Origin of the sequence: Microcoleus sp. AT8-B5, from assembly GCF_036705565.1 — a bacterium.
Taxonomy (GTDB): domain Bacteria; phylum Cyanobacteriota; class Cyanobacteriia; order Cyanobacteriales; family Microcoleaceae; genus Microcoleus.
In genome coordinates, this window is record NZ_JAUBUY010000020.1 from 1 (window position 1) to 19,765 (window position 19,765).

Below are 19,765 nucleotides of genomic sequence, written 5' to 3' on the forward strand. Positions count from 1 at the left end.
CTTCCCATCCATCTGCACCGCTGATGACAGCTAGAATCGCAATTGCTACAATATCTATTAATAAATGCTGCTTACTTCTTTCTATTCTTGGATCGGTCAAGGTTCCAAAATGGTTTAAAAAACAAGCGTTCAATAAGTGTGTCGGGTTCGATACACCTATTGTTTTTTGTTGGGCAGTTAAAGTCGAAGTAAACCCTTTCGCCATCGATCGCACCTAATTACGCACTTGATTTAGCCCAATACTTCATCTTATCATGTTTTAGGCTGAAATTAAGATGCGTTTACCCTGAGTTTCTGAACTGATTGCACGGGGATGGTTGAATGAGTCAGCGTAGAGTTCAGATTGTCATTCTCTGCGAGGATCTACAGCAGTTTGTTTTTGCGCGTTATTTCCTAAAAAAGCGAGGTTTTACAGGTATAATTCGGGCTAAAATATGTCCGCCCGGTAGCCAAGCTGGAGAACAGTATGTACGCACTCAGTATCTGGCGGAAGTGAAAGCTTATCGCCAGAATAGAAACCGGGTGGCGATTGGATTAGTTGTGTTAATTGATGCAGATACGGGTACGCTGGCAGCAAGACTTAATTGGTTAGCTAGTGTGCTTGATGAACATAAGCAGGAAAATAGGGAACCGAATGAGGCGATCGCGATTTTTGTTCCCAAGCGCAATATTGAGACTTGGATACACTATTTGCAGGGAGATTATTTGCAGGGAGAAACTGTGAATGAAGAGGATGCTTATGCAAAATTTGAGAAGAATGAGGCTATTTGCAAACGCCCTGTTGAGGATTTAGCCGATCGATGTTATTCTCAGAGCTTACCAGAAAATGCGCCGCTATCGCTTCAGGCAGCTTGTGGGGAATTACAGCGGTTGTTACCACTGTTGCAGCCATGAGTTATGAGAAAATCTGCAACCTGTCATTACTGTCAAGCAAACTGACCAAAAACTTAAGACGGATAAAAGTCTGAAATCGTTGTCAAAGCTGCAAAGCCATCGCAAACAGCGGCAAAAAACCCGCTTTTTTTGCGATCGCCCCAAGTAAAGCTGTATGTCACAAACTGCGAAGCCCCGGAGGGTGGGGTTGACAAAAGCAGTAGAATATGCAGTAAAAGTCAGGGTAAGCAAGTAAGACTGGCAGCAGAAAACAGGGGCGAAAAGGCACAAAACAGGTAAAACAAAAGTCGATCGGGCAAAGTAAGTTGGTCGAGGACTAAAAATATGGTGATGGGTGAGATACAATTGACCTGTTCTGAGCCAAGAATTGGTCAACATCACAAGTATCCTGTAGAAGTCTGAAGTTGAGAATCTCAGGGTTGTCGAGGAGCGGGAGCAAACAGAAAACTATGCCTCAAAAAGTAATCGCCGAACAGATGTCTTTGGAATCAGCGTCAGAGCCGATCGCCGTGAGGGCGACGGTGGAAACAGTGCCAGCCGAAGCAGTGGCAGTAGAGTCCTACGCCGATCGGTTGATGGACGAACTGTTTGAAGGAGTCGATCGAGCATTCGACGGCAGCGGCGGACTGCCATCGGAACCAGTGCAGCCAGAATTCGTGGCCCTCAAGTCGATCTCGGTACCTCAAATAGTTTTGTCGCAGTTGGCACCCCCCCAGTCGCAGCGGGGCGAAAAAGACGTAGAAGCGATCGCCCGCCAAGTCGCCCTAGAAACAACCAAAAAACAGCAGTCCAAACAATCATTCGACAGAATGCTGCTGGGAGCAGCATTTGGGTCGCTGCTGCTAGTCATGGGGTTATGGCTCGCGAGCAGGTCGGGACTCGTGCGCTTGCCCGCCGCCCCCGCACCAGAGACACCCGCAGCAAGTGGCAAAACAGCACCAGACACCCCGTTTGTGGAATACGTGCAGCGCTCCCTAGAAGCGATCGAACAAAAAAAAGCACCCCAGGCTAACCCCCAACTTGCAGGAGTTCCCGCAGCCCCCACCCCAGGGACGCTGCCGAGCATTCAAATTTCCGGCGCGCCGCCGGCAACCGCAGGTCTTTCGACAGCAGTCAACCGCATCGCTGATGCCCTAGAACAAGCCGGCGCACAGCCGGGAGCACCAGCACCCCAAATCGTAGTGATCCCTCCCCCCGCTCAGGTGACTGTGGCTCCGCCTGCTCAGGTGGCTGCGGCTCCGGCGGCTCCTGCTGCTCCTGCTGCTCCTCAAACCGCGGCAGTTTCCCCCTCACCGGCTGCTCCAGCCTCCGGTCGTGCGATCGCCGCTGCGGGAAATCGAGATCCCCTCGCCGCTTCCCCTTCCCCCTCGGAGTCTCCCCAGCCAAAGATTTTGGCTCGCGAAACCGAACCGGCACCAGCGCCCGCAGCAGCCCAGCAATCTGCGCCCGCGCCCGAGCAATCGGCACCGGCCGTTAGCAGCGCCTCCACTTCCGCCCACACGCTGGTAGGGATTTTGGAGTTGGGCGATCGATCGGCTGCTTTGTTTGAAGTAGACGGCGTAGCCCGCAGAATTTATGTCGGCGAAAGCATCGGCGCTAGCGGTTGGACGCTGGCAGAAATCAAAAATCAAGAAGCAGTGATTCGCAAGGGAGGAGATGTGCGATCGGTTTTTGTCGGCCAAAAGTTCTAATCAGTCATCAGTTATGAGTCATTAGTCATCAGTCATTAGTTATGAGTTAGGTAATGGTAATTGGTGATTGGCAATTACGAGGCTGTACCTCACCGTTGAAAACAGTTAGTTATAATAACCGACAACTAATGACCGATGATCGATCGCCAGTGACTAAGAACCAATGACTAATAACTAATGACCAATGACTAATGACCGAAAGCATCCAGGATACAACCCCCCGGATTCATGTGTGGAGAAATAAAAAACCTGTATCCGATAAACTTGCCCCCGAATTTATCTCGCGCAAGTCAATGCTAAAATCTAAAATCTAAAATCTAAAACCTAAAATCGATTGACTGAGGAATTATAAAAAATGGGCTTATTTGATGATTTCAGCCGCTTTTTAGAAACCAGATTAGAAGAATTTTTGCGTAGCAATCCCCATCTGGAATTGCAGGCAATAGAAGAACAACTGAAGGAACAAGAAGAAGACACTCTGCGACTGATTCTCGATATCCAAAAACAAGAGAAAAAACTGCAAGCCGAAATTCTCTCCGCCGCCCAAGAAATTCAGCGCTGGAACGATCGCATCAACAAAGCTAAAGCTGCTCAAAGGCTCGATTTAGCTCAAGCCGCCCAAGAGCGACAAGCCGCTTTGCTGCGTCAGGGAAATCAGCGCTGGGGTCAAATGCAAGGCTGCAAAGAACGGATTGAAAAAGCAAAAGAACTGTACCGCCAAATTCAAGTACGGCGAAAAGAAGTCCGAGCCAAAGCGGCAGAAGCCGCAACTCGCCCTACCACTAAAACAGAGCCAAATTGGGATACAAAGGGTTGGAATCAGAGTTCAAATTATAACAGTTTTAATGCGGCAGATCCTTTAGAAGAAAAGTTTCAACGCTGGGAAGCAGACGAAGAACTCGATCGAATGAAGCGCAATATAGGCAGATAGGGCGTTGCTGATTTACGGTATGAAAAGCTCAATATGCAAGTCATATAAACCAGTACCCACAAAGCTTCCCGATTTCCCACTGATTTTTTTCATACCCTGATTAAGCAACGCCGATTTTGAAATAATATTCGTGAAGATTAGAGTAAAAAAGACAAATTATGCATCAAAAAACAGTTTTTAAAGTTAAATCTCTGCGGTTATTCACAACGGTTGCTCTGCTTGAGAAGGTGGCTCTTCGGGCAGCGGAATAAACTCTGTCTCTTGAGGAACCTGAGCAAAGCGTCCCTCTCTCCAATCGAGTTTAGCTTGCTCAATGCGCGAGTGCCGACTCGAAACAAAATTCCACCACTTATGGCGCTCACCAACAGGTTCACCGCCAATCACAATACAACGAGCCTTGGCTGAAGCAGAAATGTTTACTTCAGTGCCTGAATTTAGAACCGCTAACCGATGTTGTTCCAGAGGCTCTCCATCGATCGCAAGCCCCTCTGTTACGCTGTAAACCGCCTGTTCGCTGTAATGGCCCGGTAAGGTAAATTCTCTTCCAGCAGTCAGTTGCACGTCCAGATAAATCATGGGTGAAAATATTTGAACTGGGGAAGTGCGATCGTATGCCTCACCCGCAATCAGGGTGAACGAAACTCCTGCGTCCTCCCAAACAGGCAGTTCAGTTGCCGGATGATGCCGAAACCAGGGGTCGGTTTCTTCGTATTCATGGGGAAGGGCTATCCAAGTTTGAATGCCATGCAGGATGGCTTCTTTGCTGCGATCGTCGTCAGGCGTGCGTTCGGAGTGGACAATGCCTCGCCCTGCCGTCATCCAGTTCACCGCACGCCTGACGGATTTCTTGAACGCTGCCCACACTATCACGATGCAGCAAAACACCTTCAAACAGGTAGGTGACGGTTGCTAAGTTGATGTGCGGATGCGGTCTGACATCCACGCCCCGGCCGGGTGGAAACACCGCAGGGCCGAGATGGTCAAAAAAGATGAACGGGCCTACCAGTGCTAAAACGTCTGAGGGAAGCAAGTGACGGGCTTGGAATCCACCCAAATCTTGAATGTGTGGCTCATTGACATACTCACTGACCTGAAGGTACGGTGATTCTTAAGCCTCGCGACTTAAGTTTCTGCTTCTTCGCAACTGCCTCCACCCTCAAAGAGTTTTGGTCTTATGTTCGCTCCACAGACTAACCCCGCAAGCCCTGCGGTTTTTACGTGTCGAATACCAAACGGAATTCTTCTCCTGTTTTGATTCTAGGGTTAGACTTCCATTGCCCTATCCTCTTTTCCCGGTCTACCGATTTTGCTTCGCCGCCAGCACCTCGGGCTGAACTTCGCTCGTATAGGCTGTTTGATCCATCGTCTCGGGTGGGTCGTTGACCAATTACATTCTAATATAAAGCCGTCCTAAAAGGACGGGGTTTCTACCCAAATTTGTGATGAGATGCTGGATGGTATCCGTCATAATGTTTATGAAGTTCCCAACGCTAATCGTCTATGTCAAAAGTGCATGATACAAAAAGCTATCCTTGTAAAGGACGATCGCAATATCAGTGACTGGTCTAAACTTTCCCAATCGAAAGCTCTTGTAGAGTGTCGAGTTCTCAACGAGCTTTCTGCTTACGAGACGATGGAGAGTTCATCACTGACTTGAATCCTACCTTTGACTAGGGAGCGAATCAGACGATCGAGTGAGCCACGTTCTTCTTCACTGATAGACTCATCGAGGATGGCGGCCATCATGCCGTAGCGGTCAGCCTTGGTAACGCGGTGAGTATCGGTGACAGTGGCAATTAATTCGTTGATAGCGCCGGGGAGAAGATTAACTGGATACATGGGATTGTTTTGAACTCGACACCTTAATCATCTCGTGGTTTCTCCTAAGAGCAAGTGATGGTGCTGGTTTTTTTCCGTGATAATACTGAAAATCTTCGGTGAACCAAGTCCGTGTTACCAGTGATCGAAGTCACAACATTGAAACTAATGCAGCGGTGGAACAATTAGAACCCACATCTTGCACCCTTCTCAAGAACAGGCTTTTCGGCCTGTTCCACAAAGAGTGAATTTTCTTGTGGAACAGGCCGAAAAGCCTGTTCCTAAAATGCTTATCGAGAATGGTGCAAGATGTCAGTTAGAACCAACCTTCGGCCCTTCAAGTGTCACAGTGATAATTTTCGTTTTTCACGAGTCTGAACCTCTTGCTGTGCAAATGTTTCAGACCTTCATAGGAAGAACTACCTCTTCTTCAATCACTTGTCAACAAGTAACGACTGTTGACTTTTTATCCAAAATCAAAATAAGTAGACAGACAAAAAAATTAGTCCGCCTACTTAATCGCTAACTAGAAATCACTCCCACTCGATCGTTCCCGGTGGCTTAGAAGTAATATCGTAAACCACTCGGTTCACCCCCTTAACCTCATTCACAATCCGATTCGAGATCAGTTCCAACAAATCGTAAGGAACCCGCGCCCAATCAGCCGTCATCCCGTCTTCACTCTTAATAAATCGCAAGACGATCGGGTAAGCATAAGTGCGCTGATCGCCCATCACGCCTACACTGCGAATCGGTAGCAAAACTGCAAAAGCTTGCCAAAGTTCACCGTACAATCCGTGCCGGTTAATTTCTTGGCGAACAATGAAGTCAGCATCCCGCAAAATATTTAGTCTCTCGGAGGTAACTTCTCCGATAATCCGAATCGCCAATCCCGGGCCGGGGAAAGGTTGTCGGTTCACTATTTCTTCGGGAAGCCCGATCGACCGGCCGACTTTTCGCACCTCATCCTTAAACAGTTTTCGCAGCGGTTCAATCAGCTTAAATCGCAAATTTTTCGGCAAACCGCCGACGTTGTGGTGGCTTTTAATTTTAACAGCAACTCGCTCGCCACTTTTGGGGTCTGCATTCGTGTCAGCCGACTCAATCACATCAGGATAAAGAGTACCTTGTGCGAGGTAGTCAAAGGGGCCCAGACGCTTCGATTCTTCTTCAAATACGTTGATAAATTCGTGACCGATCCGCTTGCGTTTTACTTCAGGATCGGTAATCCCTTCAAGTTGAGCTAAAAAGCGTTCGCGAGCATTAACATACTCAACGTCAATGTGGAATTGCTCTTTAAATAATTTTACCAACCGTTCTGGTTCATACTTCCGCATAAACCCTTGATCGATAAACATACAGGTAAGTTGGTCGCCGATCGCCTTATGCAGCAAGAAAGCCAAAGTAGAAGAATCTACACCGCCCGATAGAGCCAGCAAAACTCGTTTATCTCCCACTTGCGCGCGAATTTCGCGAATCGATTCCTCCACAAAAGTAGCAGTCGTCCAAGTCGGTTCGCACTCGCAAATGTGGTAAACAAAATTGCGAATTAAAGCTATTCCCCCGATCGAGTGAACTACTTCGGGGTGAAACTGAACCCCGTACAAATTTTTCTCGTGGTTAGCCACAGCAGCACACGGAGTATTGTCTGTGTGAGCGAGGATTTCAAAACCCGGTGGCAGTTGAGTACACGAGTCTCCGTGGCTCATCCACATCGTGCTGCCTTCTTCGACATTTGTCAGCAAATCTGTAGGATCGTCAATAAATAGCGATGCCTTGCCATATTCGGCTAACTTAGCCCGTTCAACCGTGCCTCCGAGCTGCTTTACCATCAACTGCATCCCGTAACACACTCCCAACACCGGTATTCCCAAATTCCAAATTTCTGGGTCGCAGTGGGGTGCTTTTTCATCGTATACAGAACTTGGGCCTCCTGAAAGAATAATTCCTTTAGGATTGATAGCTTTTAACTGTTCTGCCGTAGTGCGGTAAGAAATTACTTCTGAATATACTTGAGTTTCGCGAATTCGACGAGCAATCAGTTCGGAATATTGCGAACCGAAGTCGAGAATCACGATGATCTGGCGATCGATCTGCTGCATTAAAGAGTTTGTGAGAACGGACTCAGTTTCTATTTTAGTAGTCACGGTTATTGCGTAATTGCTAAGTGCTAATTGGGCAGAAAGTAGCGGACGTATCTGTCGCGCTCTCAGTACAATTCTAAGGAAGACTAGGAACCATTGGTCGCTAGGAATAAATCTTATTGATACTAGATTGCCGTCAGCGATGTTAGTCGATTAATCGGGTACAGGGCCATAGATTTACTTCGATCCTTACCCTAATTAATTGAATTCTTGCTTCAGAAATAGCTTCCCGAAGCAACCTAGTATAATTAAGGTTTAGGGACAGAGAATTATTACTTGTTAAATATTATCCCTGACCGATGTTTTAAACAGAATTCAGGGATATTCACACTACATTAACAAATTTGGGTCAAAAATGTATCTCCTATGTCACTTTTAACAATAATTTTGCGATCGCGCCCGAACATCACCGAGCCCACGGGGATGTGCAAGTTAGTGTGAGTAAAAATGCAATCCGATGACCGCAAGTCTATTTGTCGGGCGATGTCGCCGTAAATTAGATCGACCCAATTGCTCCCAAACTCGGCGTCTAAAGCCCGCAGTTGCCCGAGAGCCTCTTCGGCTGTCGCTGCGGCAAAAATTGCGGAACACGCATCAGCCGGCATTCCAGCCTTAGCACAGTAAGCTGTGAGAATTTCCCTGCGCCCGTCAGCGAGGTGGTGGTGAGTGTGAAAAATTCCCGCCGCCAATTTCATCAGTTTCCCGTGATAGCCAAACAGCAAAATTGACTGCACGCCCTGATATCCGGCTTCTACCAGCAGCGGGCCGAGCCAGTTAGCGGTTTTGACTAACCTCTCACGATTAATCCCCAGTTGTCGCGCCAAATCCAAGCCGTTTTCGCCGATGCAGAAAACCAAACAGTCAAACAGTTCGGCTTTTTGTTGCAGTTGTTCGCGGTAAACTTCCAACTGTCCAGGGGCGCTCAGCGGTTGAGAAATGCCCGTTGTACCCAGCAGCGAAAGTCCTTCTACCACGCCGAAAGCTTCGTTAGAAGTGCGGGTGGCTAGTTGCCGCCCAGACGGCAGAATCAGGGTGACAGTAATTTTTTCTCCCCCTGCGAGTTCTCGGCTCAGATTCGATCGCAACAGTCGCATTGCGTAATCATAGATCGCCGCCCCTCCACCGACTGTGTGACGCCCTATACCTTCACCGCCGAGAATCACAATCTGCTCTCCCTCTTCCCAATTCCCCAATTCCACCATTGCCCAAACGGGGGTATTTCGAGTCAGATCGAGATTGTCGCCCGGATCTGAGCGAGTCACTCCTAAAGCGGTATCAGTTTTGAGTACAGACGCCTGTTCGATCGGAATTTCTGCAGTTATTTGCGGTTCCAGTAAATTGACTGATACGCTATCTAGAGACTGAATACCTGCGCGTAAGCACCGCAAAGCTGCAAGTGCGGCCGCACAGGCAAATACTGGCAGTGTATACCCCGATAAAGGTTGAGTTTTTGTCACGTTGTAATTCAGAAATCCGTAAATTGGCTGGCGATCGACATCACGCCTTAGCACTGATACCCCTCAAACATTTAAGTGTAATTCTAGGGTTTGCTATTATCTGCAGTTAGCGTAATTTTTGTCAACTATAATTTTGTCCTACCAGTTGGCGAGCCTCTACGAGGAGCGCCCACAACCCACTCCGAAGGCTTACGGGCCGGTGCGGGCGATTTTCACAAAAAACCCGGAATCTCGATCGCCAGCGCTGGGACTGAACAAACGCATTCCAGGAATTAGGTACAAATAGTTAGCAGCGATACTCAGCAAGTCGATCGTCTTTCATTTTATAGATTTAGCTAGCCGTAAAGATTTGAGAACCGAGTGAGATCGCGCGAAATTTGCTTTTGCCTTTGGGGAACTTGTTTGAGGCGGAATTCGAGCAATTTTTGGTATGCAAAATGCTGCGCTCGCTTCCTGGTTAAGCCCTAAAACCTACTTTTTTACAATTAGCAGATTTATATCTCCCAAGCGGTTGATGTCCCAGCGATCGCAAGTCATTTATATTGATCTGAATTACCCGGACGTGCCAGTCCTACTTTCGAGTTAGCCTCTTGAAGGTGGGGCTGGTTTTATCTAACCCTGTTACTTCACTTCTCCAATCTACAATCTAAAACCTAAAATCTAAAATCGATTGACTATGGTTGAACCAGTTGCAGAGTTAAATGAACCTCTATCTCTTCAGACTGCAGAAATAGTAGAAATAGTAGACCCGAAAATATTTCAGCTCGTTCTCTCTCCAAAAATAGCTCTCAAATTTTCCAAAAAAGACGTTCGATCGACCCTGAAAGCCTCAACTCTAGACGGCGTTTTTGCCACTATCTTCGAGTCGGCGACCACCGGCGTGCTGCTGAGCAACTTCTTGCTGCAACTCGGCGCGAGTAGCGTGGAAATAGGTATATTCTTTGCTATTCCGATGGTGGTAAATCTCCTGCAACCATTAGGAGCCTACATCGCAGATCGGACAACCACCCGCCGCTCGTACAACCTATTTGTATTCAGCGTTTCGCGGCTGCTGTGGCTGGTGCTGGCGGTGGCAATTGTTTGGGGTTCCCAGCACCAAGATCCCCGCCAACTGCTGCAATGGACACTGGTAACAGTCGTAGCAGCTAGCGTGCTGGCAGCTTTTGCCAATTCTAGCTGGTTCAGTTGGATGGCTGCTGTGGTTCCTCAGCGCTTGCGGGGACGCTATTTTGGCTTTCGCAACAGTGCTGTCAGCCTCATCACTTTGCTGGGAGTGCCGTTGATGGGATTGGGAGTGTCAACTTGGGACGGCGGCCCAATTTTGGGCTACGGTATTGTTTTATTGGTGGGTGTTTTGGCGGGAATGATTAGTTTGGGGTGTCAATCCTTCATGGTTGATGTGAATCCCCAGGTATACAAAAAAAATGCACTGAACGATCGACTTACAAAGAAAAAAGAAAAGCAAATAACAGATTTTGTGCCTTCTGTGCTGAAAGATTCTAATTTTTTAATGTTTATTCTTTACTTCAGCCTATGGACATTTGCAGTTAATCTCAGCGCGCCTTTTTTTAATATCTACTTGCTGAAAGATTTAAGCTTGGATGTGAGTTTGGTAACGATTTACACCAGCTTAAGTTCCGGCGCAAATCTACTGCTGCTGATGTTTTGGGGTAAGTTGGCCGATCGCTGGGGGAATCGTCCGCTGCTAATTGCGGTTGGGCTGGTGGTGGCTGTAACCCCTTTGCTGTGGTTGGGTACGGGCAATTACCCGTTTGCCCTCTGGGTGTGGCTGCCGCTGCTGCACTTGTTGGGGGGAACGACTTTAGGGGCGATCGGGCTGTGTACTAACAATATTCAAATGGAGCTCGCGTCGATCGAGCAACCTTCGACTTATTTTGCGATCGGCGCTGCTGTTTCGGGATTAGCTGGGGCTTTGGGAACTACCGCCGGCGGCTTTCTTGCCCAACTTCCTGGTATGAGTTTGGGCTCACTGTTTGCCCTCTCGGCTGCTGTGAGGCTGGTAGGCTTGCTGCCTTTGATTTTGGTGCGAGAACCTCGTAGCCAGTCGCTGCGGTCGATCGTCCCCACTTTGGGACGTTTTAAATTTAATCGGGGCTAGGAAATTTTCGCACAAATTTACCGATCGAGAAACCAGAAAAACCCACAGATTGTTAAAAACTTCAAGCAGATCGCAGAAAACCTGAGAGTGACTGAGACAAAAATTAACCTAAAACATCGCCTAAATCTGATGTGCGGCAAATATCTCACTATTATCTTGCAGCCAACCGACAAATCGATAATATATAGCTGTTCTAAAAACTCACTGTGCAGACCGTAAATGTGTTTAAAGGTTCGTTAGCTAGGGCGTCGTATCACTACTTATGTTACGATAATCGAGCATTTTCCCTGAAGCAAACCTACGATTTCACGCTCTGAATTTTTTACGTTTTAGGATAATCGAGCATTTTCTCAGAACCAAACCTACGATCTCACGCTCAGCCCTTTTTGTATTAAGAAATATAAATATTATTCACATTTTAATACAATAAACTCAACTAGGTGGTGGTTTGAGACTACTATCCTGACAATCGAAATAACTAAAGATTGCCCACCCACATAACAATTTCGATCCAAAAACTAGCAGCGATCGCCTGACGCCATACAAAAAGGGGAATTGGCAATTCTCTTGTAACCGATGACCAATGACAGATCGCTCTCAAATTTCCGATTCAAAGAGAGACAAGTAAAAATGAAACGTCTAATCGTTTGCTGTGATGGCACTTGGCAACAACTCAATAGTAGTTACCCAAGTAATGTGATTAAACTTGCCCAGGCAGTGAAATCGACCGCCAGTGACGGGGTTCCGCAAATCGTGTTTTATGACGAAGGAGTTGGAGCGGATAGTAACAAGATTTTGGGCGGAGCCACTGGACTGGGAATCGATAAAAATATACAAGATGCCTATCGTTTTCTTTCTCTCAACTATGAGAAGGGTGACGAAATATATCTATTCGGGTTCAGTCGCGGTGCTTACACAGTCAGGAGTCTAACCGGGATGATTTATTGCTCCGGTCTCCTATCCCGCCCTCATATTACCAGGGCATCAGAAGCTTACGAGCTTTACCGTAAACGAGACATTAAACCAAAGGATCGGGTAGCAGCCAATTACCGCGAAGATTACGGCGATCGCGTCCCGATTACCTTGCTTGGTTGTTTCGACACCGTTGGAGCCCTTGGTATTCCTACTCTACCCGCCTTCAAGAAGTATGACGAACAGCTCAAGAAAAGGTACAGATTCCACGACACCACTTTAAATAAGTTAATTCAAAATGCGTTGCACGCCGTTGCGATCGACGAAGTTCGCGAAATCTTTGATGTTACGCCTATGAAAAAAAATCCTGATATTGAGAACCAGCGGGTTATTCAAGTTTGGTTTCCCGGCTCGCATATCTGCATCGGCGGTGGAACGAAAGAATACAGCGGTTTATCAGATGCCGCCTTACAATGGATGATCGATTCAACCCGTAACCTGGGATTGGGGCTTGAATTCGATCCAAGTGCCATTCCCACAGGTATCAATCCCAATTATGAGATTGATTTTAAAAACAATCCTGGGTTCTTCAAATTGGCAGGAATCAAGTTCCGCGAGGTGGGCGATGCTATTGAGGATCTTCACGAAAGCACGATCAATCGATTAAAAAAACGCCAAGACTATCGACCTAAGAATCTGCAAAAAATTCTCTCCAAAATAATTGATAATATAGAAAAATGATAAAAATTTATCAAGCTCTCAGAACGGAACCTAATAAGACTATCTCATCTACAACAAAGGAAAAGCAATCATGAAAAGAGATACATCTAGAGATGGATTTAGCAACAAAGCTTTAGCATATACGTTGACTCATTTCAAACCAATTTGGAACTTAGTTCAAAGTTACGAGCCTCTGAAACGTAAACTAAACAAATTTTTTCTCAATAGCATCATTTACAAACTTCCGACTCGCCCGCTTCCCTATAGCTTAATGGGCTTAGATCCCAAAATTCCAGGGACAGATATTCCAAAAAAAACTGATACCTACATCTCTTGGGATTCACTTACAGACAAGACTTATACTGGGCGACATTTACCTCCCGACCCCGAATTTAACAAAGAAGGGAATTTACCACCACTGGGTAAATTAAAGACCTTATTTCAAAAAAGAGATGGAAAAACCATTTATTCAGACAAATCGACTCTGCTCTTTCCCTATTGGGTGCAGTGGTTTACAGATAGTTTTCTGCGGATCGATCAGCAAAACCGCTTCAAAAATACCTCCAACCATCAGATTGATATGTGTAATGTTTACGGGTTGACCCGCAAACAAACAAATATGCTCAGAGCTTTCAAAGACGGTAAATTTAAAACCCAAAAACTCAAGCGCAAAGATGGCGTAGAAGAAGAATATCCACTCTTTTATTATGCCGATCCTGAGCAGGGTATTATCGATCCTCAATTTGAAGGTCTTCATGCACCCCTTAATGATGAGAAAAGACAATCCCCCGAAAAGAAAAGCAAGCTATTTGCAATGGGAGTTGAACGGGCAAACGTCCAAGTTGGCTATGTCATGCTCAACACTTTATGTATCAGGGAGCATAATCGAATTTGCGATGTTTTGTCAAAAAGCTATCCAGAATGGGACGACGAGAGGCTCTTCCAAACCGCGAGAAATATTCTCATGGTGATTGTTCTCAATATCATTATGGAAGAGTACATTTTCCACATTACGCCCTATAATTTTAGGTTCTTTGCCGATCCTGAAGCTTTTACCAAGGAAAGTTGGTATCGAGAAAATTGGATGGCGATTGAGTTTAGTTTTGTCTATCGCTGGCATAGTGCGGTTCCTGAAACCTTTACCTATGACGGGAAAGAAAAATCCATGTACGATTCCCTCTGGAATAATCAGATGTTAATCGATAAAGGGTTGGGTGCATTGATGGAAGAAACTTGTTCCCAACCAGGCACTAGAATTGGTTTGTTTAACACACCTGATTTTAAGATCGCAGGAACACCTTATACATTTATTGATGCTACCGAACTAGCATCTGTTAAACTCGGACGGCAGGCGCAGTTAGCCAGTTATAACGATTACCGCGAAATGTGTGGTTATCCCAGGGTGACTGATTTCAATCAAATTACGGGTGACGAATACGCTCAACAGAAATTAAAAGAGTTGTACGGTCATGTTGATAAGATTGAACTATTTGTCGGATTGTACGCTGAAGATGTGCGGGAAAATTCAGCAATTCCGCCTTTAGTAGCACGGATAATTGGCATTGATGCTTTCTCCCAAGCTTTAACTAATCCTTTGTTATCGCCTAAAGTCTTCAATAAGGAAACTTTTTCTGAGGTTGGTTGGGAAATTATCCAAAATACCAAAACAGTCTCTGATTTAGTGAATCGTAATGTTCCTCCAAGCGATCCCAAGTACAAAGTCTCCTTCGATCTTTAAGTTGTAGCTGACAACTAAGACTCAAATTAGTTGGGGGCGCAAAGACACCTGCGCCCTCAAAAATGAGGAAGAAAAAGGCGATATTTTCGCAAGCGATAAGCTACGGCAATTCGGAAGCAATTGCACCAGCATTTATACTGTTTCACAGATGCAACGGTTTGTGTAGAGCCTTTTTTAGCGATTAACCAAAGGTTATGTTATGAACAAGAAGTTATTTACCGAATATCCCGAACAAGACGAACGCAAATATTACGATCTTTTGGTTGAGCAGGCCAAGCTTCGGATGGATAATCTTTACGGCAATAAGGATCGGGCGCTGCGAGATACTCACGCCAAAACTCATGCTTGCGTTAAAGGAACTCTGGAAATTTTTGACTTTGATGAGGAAGCGATTAAACGGGAATTGGGCAAACGCGCTTCGTTAACTTCTTCGCAACTGAATGCGATTTCCCTTAAGCAAGGTTTGCTAGCAAAACCCCAACAATATCCTGTTTGGTTGCGCTTTGCTAACGGCGCTACCAAAGTATACCCTGATTACCAAAAAGATTCGCGTTCAATCTCACTGAAAGTGATGGGGGTGGAAGGGGAACGACTGGCGCAAAGCCACGAGTCAAAAACCCAGGACATCATTGTTCACAATTCAGAGCTATTTGTGAGCCAAACCATCAAAGACTACTACGGCTTTTTTTCTGCTTTGGTTGAATCACCAGAGACATTGAAGAAGTGGCTAATTCGACATCCCAGACACTTTTTAGCTGTGTCAACGCTTACGGGTAGCCGGACTCCGAAGAGTTTGCTAACAGCCAAATATTGGAGCGGTTCACCCTCTGCTTTGGGTCTCAATCCCGATTTCGATCCCTCGCAACCTGGTCTAGTTCCTGTCGAATATCCTGCTGTAATTAAGTATGGGTTCACTCCGGTTTCATGCAAACCACCGCACGAGATAATTCCCGAACAATCTCGACCGGGAATTCCTAAAATTCCTTTTGTCGATCGCGCTAAAGCCTTGGGTTTAGATCCCAATAAGCCAGACAATTATTACCGGGACGATCTCATTCAAGCCTTGGCGAAACCTGACGCTCAATACTGTTGGGATTTTGGCATTCAGTTCCAAACCAGCCTAAAAATGCCGATCGACGATGGCATCAATGTCTGGAAGGAAAAAGAATCACCCTTCTTGAGAGTAGGTCGTCTCACCGTCAAGCATCAGATTATTGATTATGAAAAACAATCTGATTTCAACGAAAACCTGAGATATTCTCCCTGGAACGGCTTAGCAGTTCATCGTCCAGTAGGCGCCATAAATCGGATACGCGGTGTTGTTTACCCGGTTGTAGCGAATTATCGCCTTCAAAAGCGAGGTCTTGTCCACCAAGAACCAACCGGAGAAGAAACATTTTAGTACAGTCTAGAAACCCGGTTTCGCAGAAGTTACCGGGTTTCTGTGTAGTAATATCATGTCCTTCTGTAAGAGTTTGGCTCGATTCTCATCGTGCGATCCCCAAACCCTTTAAATGTAGCCTGTTTCACGTTGTTTTCCTAAATTTATCTTTAATCATTTGCTATTTTATCCTCACCTTGATTTGTCACCTCTGAAGGAAACGATAACTTAATATTGATATCTATAGAAATTGTTGCATTATTATTGTCATTAAAAAAATTAATATCAGTTATATGTATCTTAGCGTCTTTTGGTAAAGACCTACCGACAGTAGAATCACCCGATAAATCTACTTTATAACCAGCTTTATCCAACCATTGATGAACATTGCGCCAATTACCAACATCATCACTAGGAGTTTCAGGAATACCCTTAAAATATTGATAGAGAGTTTTGCACATATAAACCTCAGCCCCCCTAGCACTTTTCGACAATTGACGCGCAATATCACTAGGGCTGAAATTGCACAAAAGACCACGCAAATATAATTTTTCTGTATCAGTGAGCCCTTGGCGGGCGTTGGGGAAAATGCGACGTTTAGCTTCGGTAAATAGTTCATAGATGCGATTCAAGTCCCAAGTTTGGGCTGCTTCGGCAAATAGATCCTTTCTAGTAGGTTTTCGTGTAACCATTTTTCGTCTTGGTGGAAATTGCTAACGTAATGGTAGCATAAATTGATAATGTTTAATAGTTGCGGATTATTTTTTTTTGTTTTAAGGTAGATATAACAGTGATATTACATACATTGGTCTTTTATAGAACGCTTGCGGTCATATTTTTTTGTGGCCGTTTCGAGTATTCTGGAAAAGGCTAATGTAATAATAGCGTAATTTGGTAGTCTTTGTTAGCTTTAAGTTCGTTATCAACAGAACAATCCTAGCTTATCCAACAGTTGAATCATAAAAAGTATGCGAATTATATTTTTAGGTCCGAATGGCGCAGGCAAAGGCACTCAAGCTGCGATCGTAGCCAAGGACTTCGGGATTCATCACATTTCAACCGGCGAACTACTGCGACATGAGCGAAAAAACGAAACTAAAATAGGTCAAAAAGCACAATCTTATATAGATAAAGGGGCATTAGTCCCTGATAGCATTGTGCTAGATATTGTAAAAGAACAATTGACAAAAAAAGAAGCAACACCAGGTTGGATATTAGACGGATTTCCTCGGAACGTCGCTCAAGTTGGAGCTTTAGACAAATTATTAAGGGATTTAGATCAGCCAAGTTGTGATTGTGTTATCAATTTTGATGTACCAGACTCAGTTTTAGTTCAGCGACTGAGAAAGAGAGCCATCAAGGAAAATCGTACAGATGATACTCCAGAAGTTATTCGGCGACGCATCCAAATTTTTCAAGAAGAAACGGCACCTTTAATCAACTTATATAGTGAGTGGTTATTGCTAGAAACCATCAACGGGTTTATGTCTAAAGAGGCAGTTAGCTCAGCAATTCAAGAAGTTTTGTCAGAAGTAAAAAAGTCCACTAAGTCTTAATTGATAAATCAAGGAGGAAACAAATTATGCCTTTTACTCAAGCCGATAGAAATATCATTCGCGGCGGCCCAGGAAGTAGCAGTGAGCTTAATTATGATATTTACGCAGAATTACTGTGTAATATGGCGATTGATGCCACACAACCACCTGACCGACAAAATCAAAATTCACATCATAAAGAAGGCGCTTTTACCATTGGTATTTTTGGTTCTTGGGGGAGCGGCAAAACTAGCCTCATGGCACAGATGAAACGGGATTTTGAACAATTAGCAACTCCTGCAAAAAGATATAAAACGGTTTGGTTTAATGCTTGGAAATATGACGATAAACTGGATATTAAGAATGCTCTTATCCAGACAATTCTTAGTCAAATATGTGCAGATGAAAGTATCTCTCCAAAAGAGCGTCAAACTATTACAAAAGCCGCTTTAACTTATTCAGTTTGCGCTTTTAAATTAGCTGGTGTTTTAGCGACAGGATATGTTAATGGTGCAACAGCAGGTTTTATTAATACCGAAGCCATAGCTAAACAACTTGCAATGTTAGTTAATCCTGGTGAAAACCCTCACCTCATTAATCCTTATCAATTTATCAATGAATTTGAAGATGTCTTTGGAAAAGCAGTAGAAAGTTATGTGGGTAACAATGGCCGATTGATGATATTTATTGATGATTTGGATCGTTGCTTACCAGAAAATGCTTTATCTGTCCTAGAATGCTTGAAATTGCATTTAGATAAGTCTAACTGTATTTTTGTCATTGGAATTGATAAAAGAATAATTGAGCAAGCGGTGGGACAAAGATACCCTAAAGAGCTTGGTATTACTGGTAGGGAATATATAGAAAAAATCATCAATCTTAACTTTTTTCTATCTGATAAAAATCGAGATGAAGTTAAAGATAGACTGCTTCAAGGTTCTTTAACTGCCCAGTATAGTAATGATGAAAAAATATGGGGGATGATTTCTAAAGCGACTAATTCAAATATCCGTAAAATGCAACAATTTATTACGGCTTTTTATATGATTCAAGAGATTGTCAAAAAACACAACTCTACCCTTGCTGATAAGCTCGCACAACTCCGATTAACCGACGATCGTCGAAGCATACTTGAAAAGAAAAAAATAGACTGGAATACTGATGACAAGTATAAATTTTGCAAAATAATTTTACTCCAGTTAAATTTTCCTGAGTTTTACGATCGTTTAGCTAACAATCATCAACTTATGGATCAAATATACACTGCTTGGCAAAATGAAGGTGGAACAGATGATAGCATAGATATTGGCATAGATAATTTAATCAAGTCTACGAACAAACATCCAATATTTGCACAATTCTTAGAAAATCGAAATTTAATAGACTTTATAGTTACCTACTATAATGATGGTAAAATCACAAATAGTGATGACTGGAAAGCGATTCAAAAATTATCTCAATCTGTAACTTATATGTAATCGTTGAAAAATCATGGAAAATAGCGATGGAAGTATAGAAGATACGAAGGTCATAACCAATGATTTTTGTATCTTAAAAGATACAGATACAGTAGCAGAAGCATTAGCTTTAATTACTGTGCAAAATGCGAGTGAAATTGTTATTGTAGATGAGGATAAAAAATTTGCGGGTATCCTAACTGACTTATCAATTTTACGATCGCTACCACCGCCAGCTTTAGATGTACCTGTTAAGTTTAGAATTAAAACCCATAAATTTCGCAAACAATTAAATGAGGAATTGGTTAATAGTTTAAAAAAGCCGATAATCGAGGTATTTAAACTAGAAAAAATCAAGCCTTATACTTCTAAAAATCAGAGGCTAATTTATGCGATCGATAAATTAGTGGAATCCTATAAATCAACTTCAGCAATCAGAGTTTTACCTATTATCAATGAGGAGGAAACAGTTTATGGCGTAGCTTCTCCCGAAAGCATCTTAAGTCACATTAAATCTAATCAAAAATTTTGTCAATTGAAAGCCGAACGCTTTTTAGCGTTACCGGAAGCGAGTGGTATGGAACAACCATATACTCTACTACCATCAGATACCCTAGCTCAATCTCGATTTGCGATGAAATATTTGCCGATAGAGCATATAACTATCTGCGATCGAGATGGCAATTTGCTAGGAATAGTTGATAAAAAGCAGGTGACAACACTGACTCATCCGATGTATTTTAGTTTAATGGGTATATCTTTATCGGAAATAATGAAACCTATAACTAAATTATGTTTGGTTGAGAAAAGTCAAACCTTGCAAGAGTGTATTAATGCTTACTTAAATTTGGGAGTTAAGGAAGTAGTTATTGTTGAACAATTGCTAGGCAAAAGTTACCCAAAAATGGTAGTAACGCCGATTGATATTTTACAATTCCGCGTACAAGTTTACCGTCAAAATTAAACAA

Annotated in this window: 18 protein-coding genes; 11 read left to right on the forward strand and 7 right to left on the reverse strand. The window is 44.1% G+C overall.

The window, feature by feature from the left end; all coding sequences use genetic code 11:
* On the reverse strand, positions 1–205 hold a 205-nt coding region (locus QUB39_RS15295), incomplete at its 3' end, for a transposase family protein (protein WP_333240803.1).
* A 116-nt stretch (positions 206–321) separates the two neighbouring features.
* Between QUB39_RS15295 and QUB39_RS15300 the strand changes: the two genes are divergently transcribed.
* From QUB39_RS15300 to QUB39_RS15310, 3 genes are all read left to right on the forward strand, one after another.
* A complete protein-coding gene (locus QUB39_RS15300) occupies positions 322–894 on the forward strand; it encodes a hypothetical protein (protein WP_333211743.1) in 573 nt (190 codons plus the stop codon).
* A 449-nt stretch (positions 895–1,343) separates the two neighbouring features.
* Positions 1,344–2,585: a hypothetical protein gene (locus tag QUB39_RS15305; protein WP_333054632.1), complete on the forward strand. Its 1,242-nt coding sequence runs from the start codon at positions 1,344–1,346 to the stop codon at positions 2,583–2,585.
* Between the two features lie 355 nt (positions 2,586–2,940).
* A complete protein-coding gene (locus QUB39_RS15310) occupies positions 2,941–3,516 on the forward strand; it encodes a TIGR04376 family protein (RefSeq protein WP_333054634.1) in 576 nt (191 codons plus the stop codon).
* Positions 3,517–3,717: 201 nt separating this feature from the next.
* Here QUB39_RS15310 and QUB39_RS15315 read toward each other — a convergent pair whose 3' ends face one another.
* From QUB39_RS15315 to cbiD, 5 genes are all read right to left on the reverse strand, one after another.
* The gene (locus QUB39_RS15315; protein ID WP_333054635.1) at positions 3,718–4,335 is read right to left on the reverse strand and encodes a pirin-like C-terminal cupin domain-containing protein; all 618 of its coding nucleotides are present in this window, start codon (positions 4,333–4,335) and stop codon (positions 3,718–3,720) included.
* Positions 4,292–4,570 carry a pirin family protein gene (locus QUB39_RS15320; RefSeq protein ID WP_333054637.1) on the reverse strand — a complete coding sequence of 93 codons (279 nt, stop codon included), beginning with the start codon at positions 4,568–4,570 and terminating at the stop codon, positions 4,292–4,294. Before QUB39_RS15320 ends, QUB39_RS15315 begins: the two co-directional genes overlap by 44 nt.
* Before the next feature lie 569 nt (positions 4,571–5,139).
* On the reverse strand, positions 5,140–5,355 hold the full coding sequence (locus QUB39_RS15325) for a hypothetical protein (RefSeq protein WP_333054638.1): 216 nt from the start codon (positions 5,353–5,355) through the stop codon (positions 5,140–5,142).
* 512 nt (positions 5,356–5,867) lie between these two features.
* A complete protein-coding gene (guaA, locus tag QUB39_RS15330; RefSeq protein WP_445242999.1) occupies positions 5,868–7,481 on the reverse strand; it encodes a glutamine-hydrolyzing GMP synthase in 1,614 nt (537 codons plus the stop codon).
* 332 nt (positions 7,482–7,813) lie between these two features.
* Complete coding sequence (gene cbiD, locus QUB39_RS15335) at positions 7,814–8,935, reverse strand: cobalt-precorrin-5B (C(1))-methyltransferase CbiD (protein WP_333211776.1); 1,122 nt, start codon at positions 8,933–8,935, stop codon at positions 7,814–7,816.
* Positions 8,936–9,053: 118 nt separating this feature from the next.
* On the opposite strand from cbiD, the gene QUB39_RS15340 reads away from it, so the two are divergent.
* The 5 genes from QUB39_RS15340 to QUB39_RS15360 all read left to right on the forward strand — a co-directional run bounded on the left by QUB39_RS15340 (position 9,054) and on the right by QUB39_RS15360 (position 15,826).
* Positions 9,054–9,221, forward strand: a complete 168-nt coding sequence (locus QUB39_RS15340) for a hypothetical protein (protein WP_333211747.1) — start codon at positions 9,054–9,056, stop codon at positions 9,219–9,221.
* Between the two features lie 390 nt (positions 9,222–9,611).
* Positions 9,612–11,054: an MFS transporter gene (locus tag QUB39_RS15345; RefSeq protein ID WP_333054642.1), complete on the forward strand. Its 1,443-nt coding sequence runs from the start codon at positions 9,612–9,614 to the stop codon at positions 11,052–11,054.
* 630 nt (positions 11,055–11,684) lie between these two features.
* Complete coding sequence (locus tag QUB39_RS15350; protein WP_333211749.1) at positions 11,685–12,707, forward strand: DUF2235 domain-containing protein; 1,023 nt, start codon at positions 11,685–11,687, stop codon at positions 12,705–12,707.
* Positions 12,708–12,777: 70 nt separating this feature from the next.
* Positions 12,778–14,424 carry a peroxidase family protein gene (locus QUB39_RS15355; protein WP_333054644.1) on the forward strand — a complete coding sequence of 549 codons (1,647 nt, stop codon included), beginning with the start codon at positions 12,778–12,780 and terminating at the stop codon, positions 14,422–14,424.
* 199 nt (positions 14,425–14,623) lie between these two features.
* Positions 14,624–15,826, forward strand: coding sequence for a catalase (locus QUB39_RS15360; RefSeq protein WP_333262217.1), 1,203 nt, complete (start codon positions 14,624–14,626; stop codon positions 15,824–15,826).
* Between the two features lie 149 nt (positions 15,827–15,975).
* Here QUB39_RS15360 and QUB39_RS15365 read toward each other — a convergent pair whose 3' ends face one another.
* A complete protein-coding gene (locus QUB39_RS15365; RefSeq protein WP_333211753.1) occupies positions 15,976–16,497 on the reverse strand; it encodes a DNA-binding response regulator in 522 nt (173 codons plus the stop codon).
* A gap of 276 nt (positions 16,498–16,773) precedes the next feature.
* Here QUB39_RS15365 and QUB39_RS15370 point away from each other — a divergent pair, with 276 nt between their 5' ends.
* Genes QUB39_RS15370 through QUB39_RS15380 form a run of 3 tightly spaced genes read left to right on the forward strand, consistent with a single transcriptional unit; the run spans position 16,774 to position 19,761 of the window.
* Positions 16,774–17,361 (forward strand): adenylate kinase, encoded by a 588-nt coding sequence (locus tag QUB39_RS15370; RefSeq protein WP_333211755.1) that lies wholly within the window; start codon positions 16,774–16,776, stop codon positions 17,359–17,361.
* Between the two features lie 26 nt (positions 17,362–17,387).
* Positions 17,388–18,818 carry a P-loop NTPase fold protein gene (locus tag QUB39_RS15375; protein WP_333211757.1) on the forward strand — a complete coding sequence of 477 codons (1,431 nt, stop codon included), beginning with the start codon at positions 17,388–17,390 and terminating at the stop codon, positions 18,816–18,818.
* Between the two features lie 13 nt (positions 18,819–18,831).
* Positions 18,832–19,761: a CBS domain-containing protein gene (locus tag QUB39_RS15380; RefSeq protein WP_333211759.1), complete on the forward strand. Its 930-nt coding sequence runs from the start codon at positions 18,832–18,834 to the stop codon at positions 19,759–19,761.
* The last annotated feature ends 4 nt before the right edge of the window (positions 19,762–19,765 follow it).

Excerpts from the sequence above, each read along its gene's own strand:
- QUB39_RS15310 (WP_333054634.1), top strand. The coding sequence starts at position 2,941 with ATGGGCTTATTTGATGATTTCAGCCGCTTTTTAGAAACCAGATTAGAA.
- QUB39_RS15315 (WP_333054635.1), bottom strand. The coding sequence starts at position 4,335 with ATGACGGCAGGGCGAGGCATTGTCCACTCCGAACGCACGCCTGACGAC.
- QUB39_RS15300 (WP_333211743.1), top strand. The coding sequence starts at position 322 with ATGAGTCAGCGTAGAGTTCAGATTGTCATTCTCTGCGAGGATCTACAG.
- QUB39_RS15370 (WP_333211755.1), top strand. The coding sequence starts at position 16,774 with ATGCGAATTATATTTTTAGGTCCGAATGGCGCAGGCAAAGGCACTCAA.
- QUB39_RS15305 (WP_333054632.1), top strand. The coding sequence starts at position 1,344 with ATGCCTCAAAAAGTAATCGCCGAACAGATGTCTTTGGAATCAGCGTCA.
- QUB39_RS15350 (WP_333211749.1), top strand. The coding sequence starts at position 11,685 with ATGAAACGTCTAATCGTTTGCTGTGATGGCACTTGGCAACAACTCAAT.
- QUB39_RS15380 (WP_333211759.1), top strand. The coding sequence starts at position 18,832 with ATGGAAAATAGCGATGGAAGTATAGAAGATACGAAGGTCATAACCAAT.
- QUB39_RS15360 (WP_333262217.1), top strand. The coding sequence starts at position 14,624 with ATGAACAAGAAGTTATTTACCGAATATCCCGAACAAGACGAACGCAAA.
- QUB39_RS15375 (WP_333211757.1), top strand. The coding sequence starts at position 17,388 with ATGCCTTTTACTCAAGCCGATAGAAATATCATTCGCGGCGGCCCAGGA.
- QUB39_RS15345 (WP_333054642.1), top strand. The coding sequence starts at position 9,612 with ATGGTTGAACCAGTTGCAGAGTTAAATGAACCTCTATCTCTTCAGACT.
- QUB39_RS15365 (WP_333211753.1), bottom strand. The coding sequence starts at position 16,497 with ATGGTTACACGAAAACCTACTAGAAAGGATCTATTTGCCGAAGCAGCC.
- QUB39_RS15325 (WP_333054638.1), bottom strand. The coding sequence starts at position 5,355 with ATGTATCCAGTTAATCTTCTCCCCGGCGCTATCAACGAATTAATTGCC.
- QUB39_RS15355 (WP_333054644.1), top strand. The coding sequence starts at position 12,778 with ATGAAAAGAGATACATCTAGAGATGGATTTAGCAACAAAGCTTTAGCA.